Origin of the sequence: Geodermatophilus marinus (assembly GCF_003428645.1) — a bacterium.
GTDB lineage: Bacteria > Actinomycetota > Actinomycetes > Mycobacteriales > Geodermatophilaceae > Geodermatophilus.
This window is the reverse complement of record NZ_QVQH01000011.1, coordinates 11,846-25,925: the sequence shown is the minus strand read 5'-3', so window position 1 is coordinate 25,925 and position 14,080 is coordinate 11,846. Positions and strand designations below refer to the sequence as shown.

16 protein-coding genes are annotated in these 14,080 nt (G+C 74.8%); 2 read left to right on the top strand and 14 right to left on the bottom strand.

Annotated features, from left to right (window positions below; genetic code table 11):
* Positions 1–71: 71 nt before the first annotated feature.
* The 5 genes from D0Z06_RS13565 to D0Z06_RS13545 form a co-directional block, all read right to left on the bottom strand.
* A complete protein-coding gene (locus D0Z06_RS13565) occupies positions 72–1,211 on the bottom strand; it encodes a magnesium and cobalt transport protein CorA (RefSeq protein ID WP_117377977.1) in 1,140 nt (379 codons plus the stop codon).
* Positions 1,212–1,522: 311 nt separating this feature from the next.
* Positions 1,523–3,136 (bottom strand): SLC13 family permease, encoded by a 1,614-nt coding sequence (locus tag D0Z06_RS13560; protein ID WP_117377976.1) that lies wholly within the window; start codon positions 3,134–3,136, stop codon positions 1,523–1,525.
* Positions 3,137–3,182: 46 nt separating this feature from the next.
* Positions 3,183–3,719, bottom strand: a complete 537-nt coding sequence (locus D0Z06_RS13555; RefSeq protein WP_117377975.1) for a carboxymuconolactone decarboxylase family protein — start codon at positions 3,717–3,719, stop codon at positions 3,183–3,185.
* Entirely contained in the window at positions 3,716–4,594 is an 879-nt protein-coding gene (locus D0Z06_RS13550) for an SCO6745 family protein (RefSeq protein WP_117378080.1), read from the bottom strand. The genes D0Z06_RS13555 and D0Z06_RS13550 overlap by 4 nt, the downstream gene beginning before the upstream one ends.
* Before the next feature lie 10 nt (positions 4,595–4,604).
* Complete coding sequence (locus tag D0Z06_RS13545) at positions 4,605–5,594, bottom strand: GNAT family N-acetyltransferase (protein WP_233517671.1); 990 nt, start codon at positions 5,592–5,594, stop codon at positions 4,605–4,607.
* A gap of 97 nt (positions 5,595–5,691) precedes the next feature.
* Between D0Z06_RS13545 and D0Z06_RS13540 the strand changes: the two genes are divergently transcribed.
* Positions 5,692–6,009 (top strand): GYD domain-containing protein, encoded by a 318-nt coding sequence (locus tag D0Z06_RS13540; RefSeq protein ID WP_117377973.1) that lies wholly within the window; start codon positions 5,692–5,694, stop codon positions 6,007–6,009.
* On the opposite strand, the gene D0Z06_RS13535 is transcribed toward D0Z06_RS13540, so the two are convergent.
* Positions 6,010–6,381, bottom strand: coding sequence for a VOC family protein (locus D0Z06_RS13535; protein ID WP_117377972.1), 372 nt, complete (start codon positions 6,379–6,381; stop codon positions 6,010–6,012). It lies immediately after the preceding gene.
* Positions 6,366–7,604, bottom strand: coding sequence for an MFS transporter (locus D0Z06_RS13530; protein ID WP_233517670.1), 1,239 nt, complete (start codon positions 7,602–7,604; stop codon positions 6,366–6,368). Before D0Z06_RS13530 ends, D0Z06_RS13535 begins: the two co-directional genes overlap by 16 nt.
* 122 nt (positions 7,605–7,726) lie before the next feature.
* Between D0Z06_RS13530 and D0Z06_RS13525 the strand changes: the two genes are divergently transcribed.
* Positions 7,727–8,794, top strand: a complete 1,068-nt coding sequence (locus tag D0Z06_RS13525; RefSeq protein WP_117377971.1) for a substrate-binding domain-containing protein — start codon at positions 7,727–7,729, stop codon at positions 8,792–8,794.
* On the opposite strand, the gene D0Z06_RS13520 is transcribed toward D0Z06_RS13525, so the two are convergent.
* The 7 genes from D0Z06_RS13520 to prfB form a co-directional block, all read right to left on the bottom strand.
* Positions 8,791–9,693 carry an amidohydrolase family protein gene (locus tag D0Z06_RS13520; RefSeq protein ID WP_117377970.1) on the bottom strand — a complete coding sequence of 301 codons (903 nt, stop codon included), beginning with the start codon at positions 9,691–9,693 and terminating at the stop codon, positions 8,791–8,793. The genes D0Z06_RS13525 and D0Z06_RS13520 overlap by 4 nt on opposite strands.
* Complete coding sequence (locus D0Z06_RS13515; RefSeq protein WP_233517669.1) at positions 9,690–10,157, bottom strand: zinc-binding dehydrogenase; 468 nt, start codon at positions 10,155–10,157, stop codon at positions 9,690–9,692. Before D0Z06_RS13515 ends, D0Z06_RS13520 begins: the two co-directional genes overlap by 4 nt.
* On the bottom strand, positions 10,154–10,387 hold the full coding sequence (locus tag D0Z06_RS26370; protein ID WP_233517668.1) for an MDR/zinc-dependent alcohol dehydrogenase-like family protein: 234 nt from the start codon (positions 10,385–10,387) through the stop codon (positions 10,154–10,156). Before D0Z06_RS26370 ends, D0Z06_RS13515 begins: the two co-directional genes overlap by 4 nt.
* Before the next feature lie 42 nt (positions 10,388–10,429).
* A complete protein-coding gene (gene smpB / locus D0Z06_RS13510; RefSeq protein WP_117377969.1) occupies positions 10,430–10,906 on the bottom strand; it encodes an SsrA-binding protein SmpB in 477 nt (158 codons plus the stop codon).
* A gap of 176 nt (positions 10,907–11,082) precedes the next feature.
* Positions 11,083–11,967 carry a permease-like cell division protein FtsX gene (ftsX, locus tag D0Z06_RS13505; RefSeq protein ID WP_117377968.1) on the bottom strand — a complete coding sequence of 295 codons (885 nt, stop codon included), beginning with the start codon at positions 11,965–11,967 and terminating at the stop codon, positions 11,083–11,085.
* A gap of 74 nt (positions 11,968–12,041) precedes the next feature.
* Positions 12,042–12,731: a cell division ATP-binding protein FtsE gene (ftsE, locus tag D0Z06_RS13500; protein ID WP_117377967.1), complete on the bottom strand. Its 690-nt coding sequence runs from the start codon at positions 12,729–12,731 to the stop codon at positions 12,042–12,044.
* 204 nt (positions 12,732–12,935) lie between these two features.
* On the bottom strand, positions 12,936–14,051 hold the full coding sequence (gene prfB / locus D0Z06_RS13495) for a peptide chain release factor 2 (protein WP_117377966.1): 1,116 nt from the start codon (positions 14,049–14,051) through the stop codon (positions 12,936–12,938).
* Between the last annotated feature and the right edge of the window lie 29 nt (positions 14,052–14,080).

Sequence of the window (14,080 nt, the reverse complement as noted above, 5' to 3'; positions counted from 1 at the left end):
GCCACCCGGCAAGAACCCCATGATCACGGCGGAGGGGGCCGGTCACGGCGGAGGGGACCGGGACGGCGGCGTCAGATCCAGTCGCGGCGCTTGAAGACGGCGTACAGCGTGAGGCTGACCCCGATCATGAGCACCACCGCGAACGGGTAGCCCAGGTGCCACGCCAGCTCGGGCATGTCCTCGAAGTTCATCCCGTACACGGTGCCCACCAGCGTCGGGGCGAACAGGATGGCCGCCCAGGCCGAGATCTTCTTGACCTCCTCGCCCTGGGCGATCGAGGCCTCGGTCAGCTCCCGGATCTCCTCGTTCTGCCGCTGGGCGACCAGGGTGGCGTTGACGGTGAGGATGTCGCGCAGCTGCAGCCGGAAGGCCTCCACCCGCTCGGTGACGCTGGCGACGTGGTCGGCGACGTCCCGGAGGTAGCTGCGCAGCTCCTCGTCGACGCCGTACTTGTCGAATCCGGCCGAGATGGCGGCGAGGATCCCGGTCAGCGGCTGCGCGGCGCGCTGGAACTCCAGCACCTCCTGCGACAGCTCGTAGATGCGCCGCGACACCCGCGGGTCACCGCCGAAGACCTGGGTCTCGATCTCGTCGATGTCGTTGGCCAGGCCCGCGACCACGGGCGAGTACCCGTCGACGACGGCGTCCAGGACCGCGTACAGCACCGCCTCGCTGCCCTTGTCGAGCAGGTCCGGCTGGCTCTCCAGCCGCCGGCGCACCCGGGCGAGGTCCGGCGACTCGCTGTGCCGGACCGAGATGGCGAAGTTGGCACCCAGGAACAGGTGCAGCTCCCCGAACTCGACCTCCTCGGTCGCGTCGAGGTAGCGGGCGGCCTTGAGGACGACGAACAGCGTGTCGCCGTAGCGCTCGAACTTGGGCCGCTGGTGCGCGGTGATGGCGTCCTCGACGGCGAGCTCGGGCAGGTCGAACAGCTCGGCCAGCTCCCCGAGCTCCCGCGGCTCCGGGCGGTAGAGCCCGAGCCAGACCAGGCGCTCGTCGTCCTCGGCCAGCCACTCGTGGCTCTCGGCCACGGAGTCCGGCGTGGCCACGCGGCGGCCCGAGGAGTACACGGCGTTGTCGACGATGCGGGACGGCCGCCGGTCCGGCGCGGGGGCGGGCGCCGGGGCGGGCGCGGCCAGGGTGAGCGCGGGCCGCGGGCGGCGGGTCAGGCTGGACAGGGCGGTGAGGGGCGCACGGCGGCGGTCGGCCACGACGGGACTCCCGGGGGGACGCGGGGGCGGGGGACGCGTCAGGGCCCGGCACCGCGCGCGGCCGGCGTCCCGGTCCCACCCCGCGTGTGCGAGGAGGAGGACGGGTCGGTCAGCGGGCGGTGCGGAGCCCGGTGCCGGTACTGGGCGGTTCGCTGCGCATGCGCTCCACTCCCCTCCCGTACCCGGTCGCGACGGCCCGCGGTGGCCGTCGACCATCGTGGCACGGCGGGGCGACCCCGCGCCCGCCCGGACGGCGAACGCCATCCCTCCGGGCGGTGAACATCACACGGCGCCGGCCGGCCGCCGCGGCGTCAGACCTCGAGGACCAGGCCGATCATCACCGGCAGCAGGACGACGATCAGCAGCGCGCCGAGCACGTCGAAGCTGATCCCCGACCGGATCATCTTGGTGATCGGCACGACGCCGGAGCCGTAGACGATCGCGTTCTGCGGGGTCGACACCGGCAGCATGAACCCGAACGACGCGGCGAACGTGGCCGCCAGCGCCGGCACGAACGGGTTGATGCCCGCCGCCACGGCCACCGGGATGACGATCGGCACGACGACCGCGGCGGAGGCGGTGTTGCTCGTCGTCTCGCTGATGATGATCGCGAGGATCACCGCGAAGACGGTGATCGCGAGCGTGCTGGTCAGCCCCAGCCAGTCGGCCGAGCTGGTGCCGATCGTCTCGGCCAGCCCGGTGTCGGCCAGCAGCGAGCCGAAGATGATGCCGGTGCCGAACAGCAGGATGGTGCCCCAGTCGATCCGCGCCGCGTCCGACCAGTTGAGGGTGAACTCCCGGCTCTTCCAGTCGGTGGGCAGCAGGAACAGCAACGAGGCGCCGAGGACGGCGACGATGCCCTCGTCGAGGCGGTCGCTGACCGTGGTGTAGAGGTCGGACTCGGTGCCGGCGGTCAGCGCGATGATGCCGGGGAAGATCCACAGCGCCACGGTGGCGCCGAAGGCGACCAGCGTGTTCTTCTCCGCCCGCGAGATCGGGCCGAGCTCGGCCCGCTCGTGCTGCACGTACTCGTGCACGCCCTCGATCCGCCGGATCTCCGGCCGGTTGAGCAGCAGCAGGACCAGGGCCAGCGCGACGAACATCAGCGCGCAGATCGGCGCGGCCATGAGCATCCACTGCAGGAAGCCGATGCGCTCCCCCGTGGCCTCCTCGATCAGCCCGCGGCCGATGAGGTTGGGCGGGGTGCCGACGGGGGTGAGCAGCCCGCCGACGCTGGCGCCGTAGGCGAGCATGAGCATGATCGCGACGCCGACCCGCAGCCGCAGCGGGTCGAAGTCCGGCGCGACCAGTTCCTTGTCCTGGAGCAGCTTGGCGATCACCGAGAGGATGCCGATCGCCGTCGGCAGCAGCATGGCGACGGTGGCGGTGTTCGACACGAACGCCGAGAGCAGCGCGGTGATCAGGCCGAAGGCGATCACCAGCCGCGCGGTCGAGCCGCCGACCCAGCGCAGCGACAGGATGAACATGGCGAAGCGGCGGGCGACGCCGTGCTTGAGCATCGCCGCGGCGAGGATGAACGCCCCGATGAAGGTGAACACGGTCGTCGAGCCGAACGGGGTGAGCGCGTCGTCGGCCGGGACGACGCCGAGGACGACGATCGCCCCCACCCCGATGAGACCGCCGACCGGGATGGGCACCGGCTCGGTGATCCACAGGACGATGACACCGAGCAGGATCGCCGCCAGCAGCTGCTGGTCGTCCGGCAGGTCGAGCGGCAGCAGCGCGAAGACGACGGCCACCACCGGGGCGAGGAACAGCCCGACGGTGCGGCGGCCCTTCTCGAACCGCTCCTCGGCCGGGCTGAGGGTCTGCTCCCCCAGGCTGCGGTAGGTGGCGTGACCGCGGAACGCCGCGTCGACGTCGGTGCGTCGTCCGGACCCGGGTCGGTGCTCGGTGGTGGCCATGGCCGCTCCCCTGAGGACTGTGAGGCAGACCATAGAGAGGTCGGCGCTACCCGGCGACCTCACCGTCGGGCGGGGGCACCCGGAGCGCGACGAGGAAGCGGGAGACCATCGCGTAGCCGCCGACGAGCACGGCCAGCTCGACCACCTGGCGATCGGACAGGTGCCCCCGGACGGCGGCGAACACCTCGTCGGGGACCTCGACCTCCCGCGTCGAGGCGTCGGCGAAGGCGAGGACGGCGGACTGCGCGGGCGTCCAGCCCGGCCCGGCGAGGGCGTCCGGGCGGCGCAGCAGCGCCAGCCGGGCGTCGTCCAGGCCGGCGCGGCGGGCGATCGGCTCGTGCGCCGCCCACTCGAACTCCGCGCGGTTGAGCACCGCCACCCGCAGGACGACCAGCTCGCGCAGGTCCGCGGGCAGCGTCGTCCCCGACCGCAGGGCGCCCAGCATCGCGTTCCACCCCTCGGCGACCGCCGGGCTGTGCAGCAGCAGCCGGTCCAGGGTGGACAGCCGGCCCCCGCGGCGGGCGGCGAGCAGCTCCGCGGTCGGGCCCTCGGCGGCCGCCTCCGGCAGGCGCGGCGCGCTCACCGGCCGAAGGTCTCCGCCGGGTAGGCGCCCGCGGCCACCAGCCGGGCCGACAGCCCCTTGCCCAGCTCCACCACCCGGGCCGTGCGCTCGGGGCCGAGGTGCTGCCACGGCGCGGCCGACAGCGCGTCGGTCTCGGCCTCGATCGCCTCCCGCAGCTGCTGCCCGGCCGGGGTGAGCTCCCCCTCGCCGGCCATCAGGCCGCGGGCGACCAGCCCGGCGACCGCGGCGTCCCACTCCTCCTCCGACCAGCCGCGGGTGGCGCGGGCGGCGGCCGGGGTGAAGCCGCGGCCGGTGGCGCTGTGGGTGATGAGCGACTCCAGGCCCGACAGCCCGTGCCGGACCAGCACCGCCACGTGCCCGTCGCCGCGGTGCTCGCGCAGCAGCGTGGCGCCGTGCCAGAGCCGGCCGACCGGGTCCTCCGGCCAGGGCAGGTCGGCGTGCCCGGCGTAGAGCGGCCGGCCCTCGACGGCGAGCGCGGTGCACGCCTCGGCCACCAGGTCGCCGAGCTCGGCGACCTCCGGGGCCGCGGCGGCCTCGGCCCCGCCGAGCAGCCGGGTCAGCGAGGCGCGGGCCCCCTCGAGCCGGGCGGCGACGACCTGCTCGGGGCCGGCGAGGGCCCAGGCCCGGGGGACGTGCCGGGCGACCAGCCGGGGGGCGAAGTTGGAGAAGGTGGCCGTGACCACGCCGGGACCGACCGCACCCATCGCGGCCGCCCGGCCGGCGAAGTAGCACATGCGACCGGGGCGCAGCCCGACCGCGGTGAGGTACTCGTCCTGCTCGGGCGAGAAGTAGACGTGGTTGTGCAGGGGGTCGACGGCGCGGTGGGCGCGGGCGACGGCACGGGGGTCCAGGGCGGGCTGATCGACGCTGACCATGCGCGGCACCCTAGGACGTGGCCACCGGCGGCAGGACGCGGGCCCAGTCGGTGCGGGTACGCACCGGGGTGAACCCGAGCCGCCGGTAGAGCCCCAGGGCGCCGGTCGGGTTCTCGGTGTCGACCTGCAGGCCCGCGGTCGCGCACCCGGCCGCGGCGCCGGCGTGCAGGGCGGCGGACACGGCGGCCGAGGCGATGCCCCGCCCGCGGGCCGACCGCAGCACCCCGATCTGGCCGAAGTGGGTCTGCTGCACGCCGGTCGCCCGGGTGTCGGCCTCGAAGACGTAGGCGAGCACGTAGCCCACGACGGCGCCGTCGGCGAGGGTGAGCACCGACAGGTCCGGCCGGAAGGCGCGCTGCCCGGTGAACCACGCCCGCCAGGTCGCCTCGTCGCGCTCCGAGGAGCCGTGGTGGTCGGTGAAGGCCTGGTTGTGCACCCGGCGGACCTCGTCGTCCCGGTCCGCGGCGTAGGGCACCAGCTCGATGCCCGGGACGGGGGGCACCGGGGGCAGGTCGGTCAGCGGCCGGGCCATGTCGGAGTACCAGCGCTCCGGTGCCAGCCCGGCCCGGCGCACCAGCGGCTCCAGCCCGGGCATGCCCGGGTGGACGCCGACGACCAGCCGGGCCGGCACCTCGGGGTGCACCTGCCGGTGCTGCTCGCCGCCGCGCTCGAGCAGCCAGGCGAGCAGCTCCCGGCCGATCCCGCGGCCACGCCAGGCCGGGTGGACGCGGCCCTCGAGCCCCACCCGGTAGGCGTCCCGGACGCCGCGGGACCCGACCGCGACCGCCCACGCGACGAGGGCCCCCTCGGCGGTGCACACCGCCCGGCCGTCGGCGGCCAGGTCGACCAGGTCGTCGGCCCACCACTCGGTCAGGTCGGCCGCGTCGAGGTTCTCCCCGGTGTCGTCGACCGGCTCGGCGTCGGCCAGCAGGGCGGCCACGGCCTCGACGTCGGCGGGGGCGAGGGGGCGGGCGGCGAGGTCCCCGGGCAGGTCCAGCACGGGCGCAGCGTAGGGACGCCCGCCCGGTGCGTCGACCGGGTTGCGGCCCGGCACGACCGGCCGCGAGCATCGGCGCACGCCGCCGAGAGGAGGGCCCGTGCCCCGCTTCCTGGTCATCGCCGCCTACTCACCGCAGGGCGCCCGGGCGGTGATGGCCGGGGGCGGGTCGGCCCGCCGGAGCGTGTTCGAGCACGCCGTCCTCGACCTGCACGGCCGGCTGGAGACCTTCGACTTCGCCCTCGGCGAGGCCGACGTGTACGCCCTGGTGGAGCTGCCCGACGCGGCCGCCGCGGCCGCGCTGTCGCTCACCATCAGCGGCGGCGGGGTGGCGTCGGTCCGCACCGTCGTCCTGCTCAGCCCGGAGGACGTCGACCGCGCGGCGCAGCTGCACCCGCACTACCCCGGCGCGGGCTGATCAGCCCTCCGGCAGGTAGAGGCAGAACGGGTGACCGGCCGGGTCGAGGCAGACCCGCACGTGCTCCTGCGGCTGGTGCCCCGCCACGGTCGCGCCGGCCGCGACGGCCAGGGCCAGGGCCCCGTCGAGGTCGTCGACGGCGATGTCCAGGTGCGCCTGCATCCGCGGGTCGCCGTCCCCCGCCGGCCACACGGGGCGGACGTGCCGCTCCTCCCGCTGGAAGGACAGCCCCGCGCCGCCGTCCGGCGCGCGCAGGGTGACCCACTCGGGGCTGTCCTCGTCGACGCGGAAGCCGAGCAGCCGGGCGTAGAAGCGCGCCAGGCCCTGCGGGTCCGGGGTGTCGAGCACGGTGGCGGTCAGGCGGAGCGGCACGGGTCGTCCCTCCGGTCGGGGTCGGCGGTCGCGACCACGGGCAGCGGGCGGGTGGCCCCGGCGGCCAGCGCCCCCAGGGCGAGCACGGCCGGCACGACGAGCAGCGCGCGCAGGACGCCGGCCCCCTCCGCGAGGAAGCCGATCAGCGGCGGGCCCGCGAGGAAGGCGGTGTACCCGACGGCGCTGACCACCGAGACCCGGGCCGCCGCGCGCCGGGGGTCGTCGGCGGCCGCGCTCATGCCGACCGGGAAGCCGAGCGCCGCCCCGGCCCCCCAGAGCACTGCGCCCGCGGCCGCCCACGGTGCCGCCGGGGCCAGCACGAACAGCAGCACGCCGGCCAGCGCGGTCGCCGCGCCCACGCGCAGCACCGGCACCCGGCCGAAGCGGTCGAGCAGCGCGCCGCCGACCAGGCGCACCACCGTCATGGCGGCGACGAACACGGCGAACCCGGCGGCGGCCACGGCCCCGCTGACCCCGTAGCCGTCGACCAGCGCCACCGCCAGCCAGTCGTTGGCCGTGCCCTCGGTGAACGCGAAGGCCAGCACGAGCAGGCCGACGAGCAGGGTGCGCGGGTCCCGCCACGCCTCCCCCACCCCGGACGGTCGCGGCCCCGCGTCCCCCGCGGCGGCGGGCACCGGCAGGAACCAGCGGACCGCGACGGCCAGCGCGGCCAGCACGAGCACGCCGGTGAGCACCAGCTGCGCGGCCAGGGGCACCCGCAGGGCCGCGGCCCCCGCGCCGGCCAGGGCGCCGGCGACCGTGCCCAGGCTGAAGCCGGCGTGCAGCCGCGGCATGACCGAGCGGCCCAGCCGCTGCTCGACGTCCGCACCCTCGACGTTCATCGACACGTCCCAGACGCCGACGCCCGCGCCGGTGAGGAACAGCCCGAGGCCGGCGAGCGCGGCCGAGGGCCAGGTCAGGCCGGCGCTCAGCACGAGCAGGCCGGCGACGGCCAGCGCCCCGGCGGAGAGCACGCTGCGCGCCGGGGCCAGCCGGTGCACCAGGGGCCCGGCGGCGGGCAGGGCGAGCACCGAGCCGATCGCCATGCACAGCAGCAGCAGCCCGAGACCGGCGGGGGTGAGGTCCAGCCGGTCGCGGGCGGCCGGCACCCGGGCGATCCAGGAGGCGAAGGCGAGCCCGTTGAGGACGAAGACGACCGTCACCGCGACGCGCGCCCGTTCGATGCGCGCGGTGTCGGGCACGGCGGCCGGCAGCGGGCGCACGGATACCTCCGGGAAGGGAGCGGGTCAACCTATCGAATCGATTCGACGGCCGAGGACGAGGATAGCCCCCCGTGTTCCCGTACGGTCAAGCCGAGATCCGACCCCGCCCGCCGAGGAGGCCCGTGAGCCGACCGCGCCCGACCCTGGCCGCGGTGGCGGCCCGCGCCGGCGTGGCCCTGTCCACGGCGTCGCTGGTCTACTCCGGCTCCGAGCGGGTGGCCCCGGGCACCCGGGAGCGGGTGCTCGGCGCCGCCGCCGAGCTCGGCTACGGCGGCCCCGACCCGGTGGCCCGGTCGCTGCGCTCGCGGCGCAGCGGCATCGTCGGCGCGGTCGTCGGCGAGCGGCTCATGTACGCCTTCCGCGACCCGGTGGCCGTGCTCCTGCTCGACGGCATCACCGAGGTGCTCGGCCCGCTCGGCGTGGGCCTGCTCCTGCTGCCCGGGGACCGGGAACGCAGCGGCCCGTCGGTCGCGCAGCTGTCGAGGGTGCCGCTCGACGCGGCCGTCTACGCCACCTGCGGCCTCGAGGACGACCCGGCCCTGGAGCACCTCCGGCGGCGCGGCGTGCCCGTCGTCGCCGTCGAGGGACCGGTGGCCGACGACCTGGTGCTGGTCGGCATCGAGGACCGCGCCGGCAGCGCCGCGCTGGCCGAGCACCTGCGGGACCTGGGGCACCGGCGGGTGGCGGTGGTGGCGATGCCGCTGCGCCTGGACGGCACCCGCGGCCCGGTCGACGCCGCCCGCCGGTCGCTGGTCCACTACCGCGACGTGCGCGAGCGGCTGCTCGGCGTCGAGCAGGTGCTCGGCTCGGTGCCGGCCGTCGAGGCCGCGGCCAACGCCGTCGAGGAGGGCGAGCGCGCCGCCCGCGCGCTGCTCGACCGGCCCGCGGCCACCCGGCCCACCGCGGTGGTCGCGCAGAGCGACCTGCTGGCCGCGGGCGTGCTGCGTGCCGCCGCGGCGCTCGGCCTGGCCGTGCCCGGCGACCTCAGCGTGGTGGGCTTCGACGGCGTCGACCTGCCCTGGCTGGCGCCCGCCGTGCTCACCACGGCGGTGCAGCCGACGCAGGAGAAGGGCCGCGCCGCCGGGCGGGCGGCGGCCGCGCTGATCGAGGGCCGCCGCCCCGACGACCTGGTCCTGCCCGTCGAGCTGCGCGTCGGCACCACGACCGGCCCGGCGCCGGCCGCGCGCTAGACCAGGCCGAACAGGCGGGCGCCGTTGTCGTGCAGCACCGCCCGCAGCCAGTCCTCCCCCAGCCCGAGCCGGTGCAGCGCGGCCAGCTGGTGGGCGTACTCGTAGGGGATGGACGGGAAGTCGCTGCCGAGGAGCACCTTGTCCCGCAGCGCGGCCAGGCGGGGCCGGTCGGCGGGGTCGAAGGGCATGAGCCGCTCGGTGAAGTCGGTGGCGAACATCGTGGTGTCCAGGTGCACCCGCTCGTACCGCTCGGCCAGGTCGAGGAACTCGCGGTACTCCGGCATGCCCAGGTGGGCGATGACCAGCTGCAGCCCCGGGTGCCGTCCCAGCAGCCCGGTCATCGGCTCGGGGCCGGTGTGCTCGCCGGCCAGCGGCCCGGAGCCGCAGTGGATGACCACCGGGGTGCCGGTCTCTGCCAGGCGCGCCCAGACCGGGTCGAGCAGCGGGTGCCGGGGGTCGAAGGCGCCCACCTGCACGTGCACCTTGAACACCCGCACCCCGGCGTCGAGGGCCTCGGCGACGTAGTGCGGCGCCTCCGGCTCGGGGTAGAACGTCGCCGACCGCAGCACCTGCGGGTTCGCGTCGGCGAACTCTGCCGACCAGTCGTTGAGCCAGGTCGCCATGCCGGGCTTGTGCGGGTAGGGCAGCGTCGGGAAGGCCCGGACGCCGAGCCGGGCCAGGTGCGCCAGCCGCTCGTCGTCCGGCCACGGGTAGCGGATCGGCCAGGCGGAGCCGTAGTGCGTCTCGGCCTGCCGGAAGTAGGCCCAGACCTTCTCCTGCACCCGCGCGGGCAGGAAGTGCACGTGCACGTCGACCAGCCCGGGCAGGCCCAGCTCCCGCCAGTACCGCGGGACGTCGGCGTCGTCGGCCGGCGGTGCGACCCGGTCTCCCCCGGTCATCGCAGCGTGACCACGACCTTGCCGCGGACGTGCCCGCCCGCGACCAGCTCGTGCGCCTCGGCCGTGCGCTCCAGCGGGAACGCCCGGGCGATCGCCACCCGCAGCTGGCCGGCGTCGGCCATGCGCGCCAGCTCCTCCAGGTCGTGCCGCTCGGGCCGGACGAACACGTAGCGCCCGCCCATGGCGTCGACCACCGGGTCGACGACGCCGGCGATGCGGGCGACGTCGCGGACCTGCTTCGGCGGGTCCTCCAGCGCCGGGCCCCCGACCAGGTCCAGGACGGCGTCCACCGGGCCGGTCAGCTGCCCGCTGACCGGCCCGGCCGCGTGGTCCAGGACCTCGGCGGCCCCGGCGTCGCACAGGGAGCCGTGGTTGCGCGGGCCGGCGGTGCCGATGACGTGCGCGCCCAGGGCGGCGGCGATCTGGACGGCGAAGAAGCCGACCCCGCCGACGGCCCGGGTCACCTCGGCCCCCTCCCGGGCGCCACGCAGCGCTGCGGGGCGGGGACGAGCTCGGCCGCCGTCCCCCACTGGACGTCGTCCCGGCGCACGTACCCGAACACCTCGTCGCCGGCGCGGACGTCGACGACCGCCGGCCCCACGGCCTCGACGGTGCCGACCGGCGGGTCGGGGAGGTCCTCGCGCAGGGAGAGGACGTCGACGCCCCCGAAGCGGTCGTAGGCCATGCCGCGCATGGCACCCACCGTAGGGCGGGGCCCGGCCCGGGGCTCACCCGGTCAGCGGCGGCCCTTGACGTAGCGGCCGAACGCCCGCTGGATCTCCCGCCGCGAGTCGCGCTCGGCGAGGTCCTGCCGCTTGTCGTAGGACTTCTTGCCCTTGGCCAGCGCCAGGGTGGCCTTGACCTTGCCGTCCTTGAAGTACAGGTCCAGTGGCACCAGCGTCAGCCCGCCCTCGCGGGTCTTGCCGATCAGCTTGTCGATCTCGGCGCGGTGCATGAGCACCTTGCGCTTGCGGCGCGGGGCGTGGTTGGTCCACGTGCCCTGCGTGTACTCCGGGATGTGCACGTGCTGCAGCCACACCTCGCCGTCGTCCACGGTGGCGAACCCGTCGACCAGCGAGGCGCGCCCGGCGCGCAGGCTCTTCACCTCGGTGCCGGTGAGCACGAGACCCACCTCGTAGGTGTCGAGGATCGAGTAGTCGTGCCGCGCCTTCTTGTTCTGGGCGATCAGCTTGCGCCCCTGCTCCCGCGGCATGGGAACAGGTTACTGCGACCCGACCGACCCCCTACCACCCCCGCGATCATGAAGTCCGGGAGGCGACCCGCCGCGACGGGACGGCGTGCCGCTTCCCCGACTTCATGATCGCGGGGAGCGAGGAGGCGCGAGGGGGAGCGAGGAGGCGCGAGCAGCGGGAGACGTGCGGCCGGGGGCTACAGCCGGACGTACAGGCGCAGGGTCACGTAGGCGGCGATGGCGGCCAGCCCCACGCCGGCGGCGGCGATGATCGGGCTGATGAACGCGATCGCGCTCCAGTCGACCGGCGGGATGATCCCGGCCTTGATCGGGCCGGCCAGCGTGCGGTCGACGAACAGCACCTTGGTGAGCACCAGCCCGCCGACGGCCAGCGCGGCACCGATCAGCCCGGCGACCGCGGCCTCCAGGATGAAGGGCAGCTGGGTGTACCAGCGGGAGGCGCCGACCAGCCGCATGATGTTGGTCTCGTTGCGCCGGTTGAACGCCGCCAGCTGGATCGTGTTGGAGATCAGCAGCAGGGCGGCCAGCGCCTGGACCACCGCGACCGCGATCGTCGCGTTGCGGGCCCCGTTGAGCAGGCTGAACAGGCGGTCGAGGAAGTCGCCCTCGTCGCGGACCTGGTCGACGCCGTTCTGCCCGTTCGGGAACTCCGCCGCGATGACCTCGTAGCGCTCCGGGTTGACCAGCTCGACGCGGAAGCTCTCCGGCAGCGCGTCGGCCGGCGTGTTCTGCACCAGCTCCGGCTGCTGGGAGAACTGCTGCTGGAAGCGCGCGTAGGCCTCGTCCTTGGACTCGTAGAGGTAGCTGGCCACCTCCGGCGAGTCCGACAGCTGCTGCTCGATGGCGCTGCGCTGCTCGTCGGAGACGTCGTCGCTGAGGAAGATGGAGACCTGGACCTTGTCGTAGTAGATCTCCTTCATGTCGGAGATCATCCCGGCGATCAGCAGGCCGGTGCCCATGAGGCCGAGCGAGATGGCCGTGGTCAGGATCATCGCGACCGTCATGGTCAGGTTGCGACGCAGCCCGGTGGCGACCTCGGAGAGCACGAAGTTGACGCGCATGGAGTTCCTGTCGTGGTAGCGGGGGGACGCGGGTCAGCGAGCGGCGCTCGGCGGCCGCGGCGGGGTCGGGCGGCTCAGCGGCCCACGCCGTAGACGCCCCGCGACTGGTCGCGGGTGACGGCTCCCCCGTTGAGCTCGATGACGCGGCGGCGCATGGAGTCGACGATGTGGTAGTCGTGCGTCGCCATGATCACGGTGGTGCCGGTGCGGTTGATCCGCTCCAGCAGCAGCATGATCCCCTCGCTGGTCTCCGGGTCGAGGTTCCCGGTGGGCTCGTCGGCCAGCAGCACCAGCGGCCGGTTCACGAACGCGCGGGCGATCGCCACCCGCTGCTGCTCCCCGCCGGAGAGCTCGTGGGGCAGGCGGGTGGCCTTGCCCTCCAGGCCGACCATCTCCAGCACCTCGGGGACGACGCGCTTGATGGTCCGCTGCGGCTTGTTGATCACCTCGAGCGCGAACGCGACGTTCTGCGCGACCGTGCGGTTGCGCAGCAGCCGGAAGTCCTGGAAGACGCAGCCGATCGTGCGGCGGAACTTCGGCACCTGCCACTTGCTCATGGTGTTGAGCGTCTTGCCGTTGACCGTGACCGTCCCGCGGGTGGGGTCGTCCTCCTTGAGCAGCAGCCGCAGGAAGGTCGACTTGCCCGACCCAGACGAGCCGATGAGGAAGACGAACTCGCCCTTGTCGATCTCGGTCGACACGTCGTCGAGCGCCGGCCGCCCACTGGCCGGGTACAGCTTGGTGACGTGTTGCAGTTCGATCACGAGGCGCCACGGTACCTTCCCCGAGGCGCGATCCGGGCCCTCCGCGTGGAGACGCCCCGGGACCGGCCTCGCACAGCGTGACGGGGCCGCGCCGATCGCGGGACCCCCGTCACCCAGCGTGGCCTATTCCCGCCGACCGCGGGGTGCCGGTGTGACGAAGGGGACGGTTGAGCCGGGCGACCGGTGGGCACCACGCGCCGTCGCTCACCCGGCGGGCACCGTCTCCTGCTGCTTGCGCCACCGGATTCCCGCCTCGATGAAGGGGTCGATGTCCCCGTCGAGGACGGCGGAGGTGTTGCCGGTCTCCTGCTCGGTCCGCAGGTCCTTGACCATCTGGTAGGGGTGCAGCACGTAGGAGCGCATCTGGTTGCCCCAGCTGCTGCCCTCCCCCTTCAGCGCGTCCATCTCCGCGCGCTGCTCCTCCTGCCGCTTGGCCAGCAGCCGGGCCTGCAGCACGCGCAGCGCGGCGGCCCGGTTCTGGATCTGGCTCTTCTCGTTCTGGCAGCTCACCACGATGCCGGTGGGCAGGTGGGTGATGCGGACGGCGGAGTCGGTGGTGTTCACGCTCTGCCCGCCGGGCCCCGAGGAGCGGAAGACGTCGATGCGCATCTCGTTCTCCGGGATCTCGACGTGGTCGGTCTGCTCGACGACCGGCATGACCTCGACCCCGGCGAACGACGTCTGGCGGCGGCCCTGGTTGTCGAACGGCGAGATGCGCACCAGCCGGTGCGTGCCCTGCTCGACCGAGAGGGTGCCGTAGGCGTAGGGCTGCTTGACGGCGAAGGTGGCCGACTTGATGCCGGCCTCCTCCGCGTAGGAGGTGTCGTAGACCTCCGTCGGGTACCCGTGCCGCTCGGCCCAGCGCAGGTACATCCGCAGCAGCATCTCGGCGAAGTCGGCGGCGTCCACCCCGCCGGCCTCCGACCGGATGGTCACCAGCGCCTCGCGGGCGTCGTAGGGCCCGGAGAGCAGCGTGCGGACCTCGAGCTCGTCGATCTCCCCGCGCAGGGCGGCCAGCTCCCGCTCGGCCTCGGCGGCGGTGGCCTCGTCGTCCTCCTCGACGGCCATCTCGTGCAGCACGCCGGCGTCGTCGAGCCGGCGGCGCAGCTCCTCGACCCGGCGCAGGTCGCCCTGGAGGTAGGAGAGCCTGGAGGTCAGCGCCTGCGCGGCCTCGACGTCGTCCCAGAGGTCGGGGGCAGCGGCCTGCTGCTCGAGGTCGGCGACCTCGCGGCGGAGTCGGTCGACGTCGAGGACCGCCTCGATCGACCGGAGGGTCGTGTCGAGCTCGTCCAGGACGACGGAGAAGTCAGCGGCTGCCACGTCGACCCAGGGTAGTGCGCCCCGGCCGC

What these genes read in the sequence shown, in the direction of transcription:
- D0Z06_RS13520 (WP_117377970.1), bottom strand. Translation starts at nt 9,693, where the DNA reads ATGACCGGGGGAGACCGGGTCGCACCGCCGGCCGACGACGCCGACGTC.
- smpB (WP_117377969.1), bottom strand. Translation starts at nt 10,906, where the DNA reads ATGCCGCGGGAGCAGGGGCGCAAGCTGATCGCCCAGAACAAGAAGGCG.
- ftsX (WP_117377968.1), bottom strand. Translation starts at nt 11,967, where the DNA reads ATGCGCGTCAACTTCGTGCTCTCCGAGGTCGCCACCGGGCTGCGTCGC.
- D0Z06_RS13550 (WP_117378080.1), bottom strand. Translation starts at nt 4,594, where the DNA reads ATGGTCAGCGTCGATCAGCCCGCCCTGGACCCCCGTGCCGTCGCCCGC.
- D0Z06_RS13560 (WP_117377976.1), bottom strand. Translation starts at nt 3,136, where the DNA reads ATGGCCACCACCGAGCACCGACCCGGGTCCGGACGACGCACCGACGTC.
- D0Z06_RS26370 (WP_233517668.1), bottom strand. Translation starts at nt 10,387, where the DNA reads ATGCGCGGCATGGCCTACGACCGCTTCGGGGGCGTCGACGTCCTCTCC.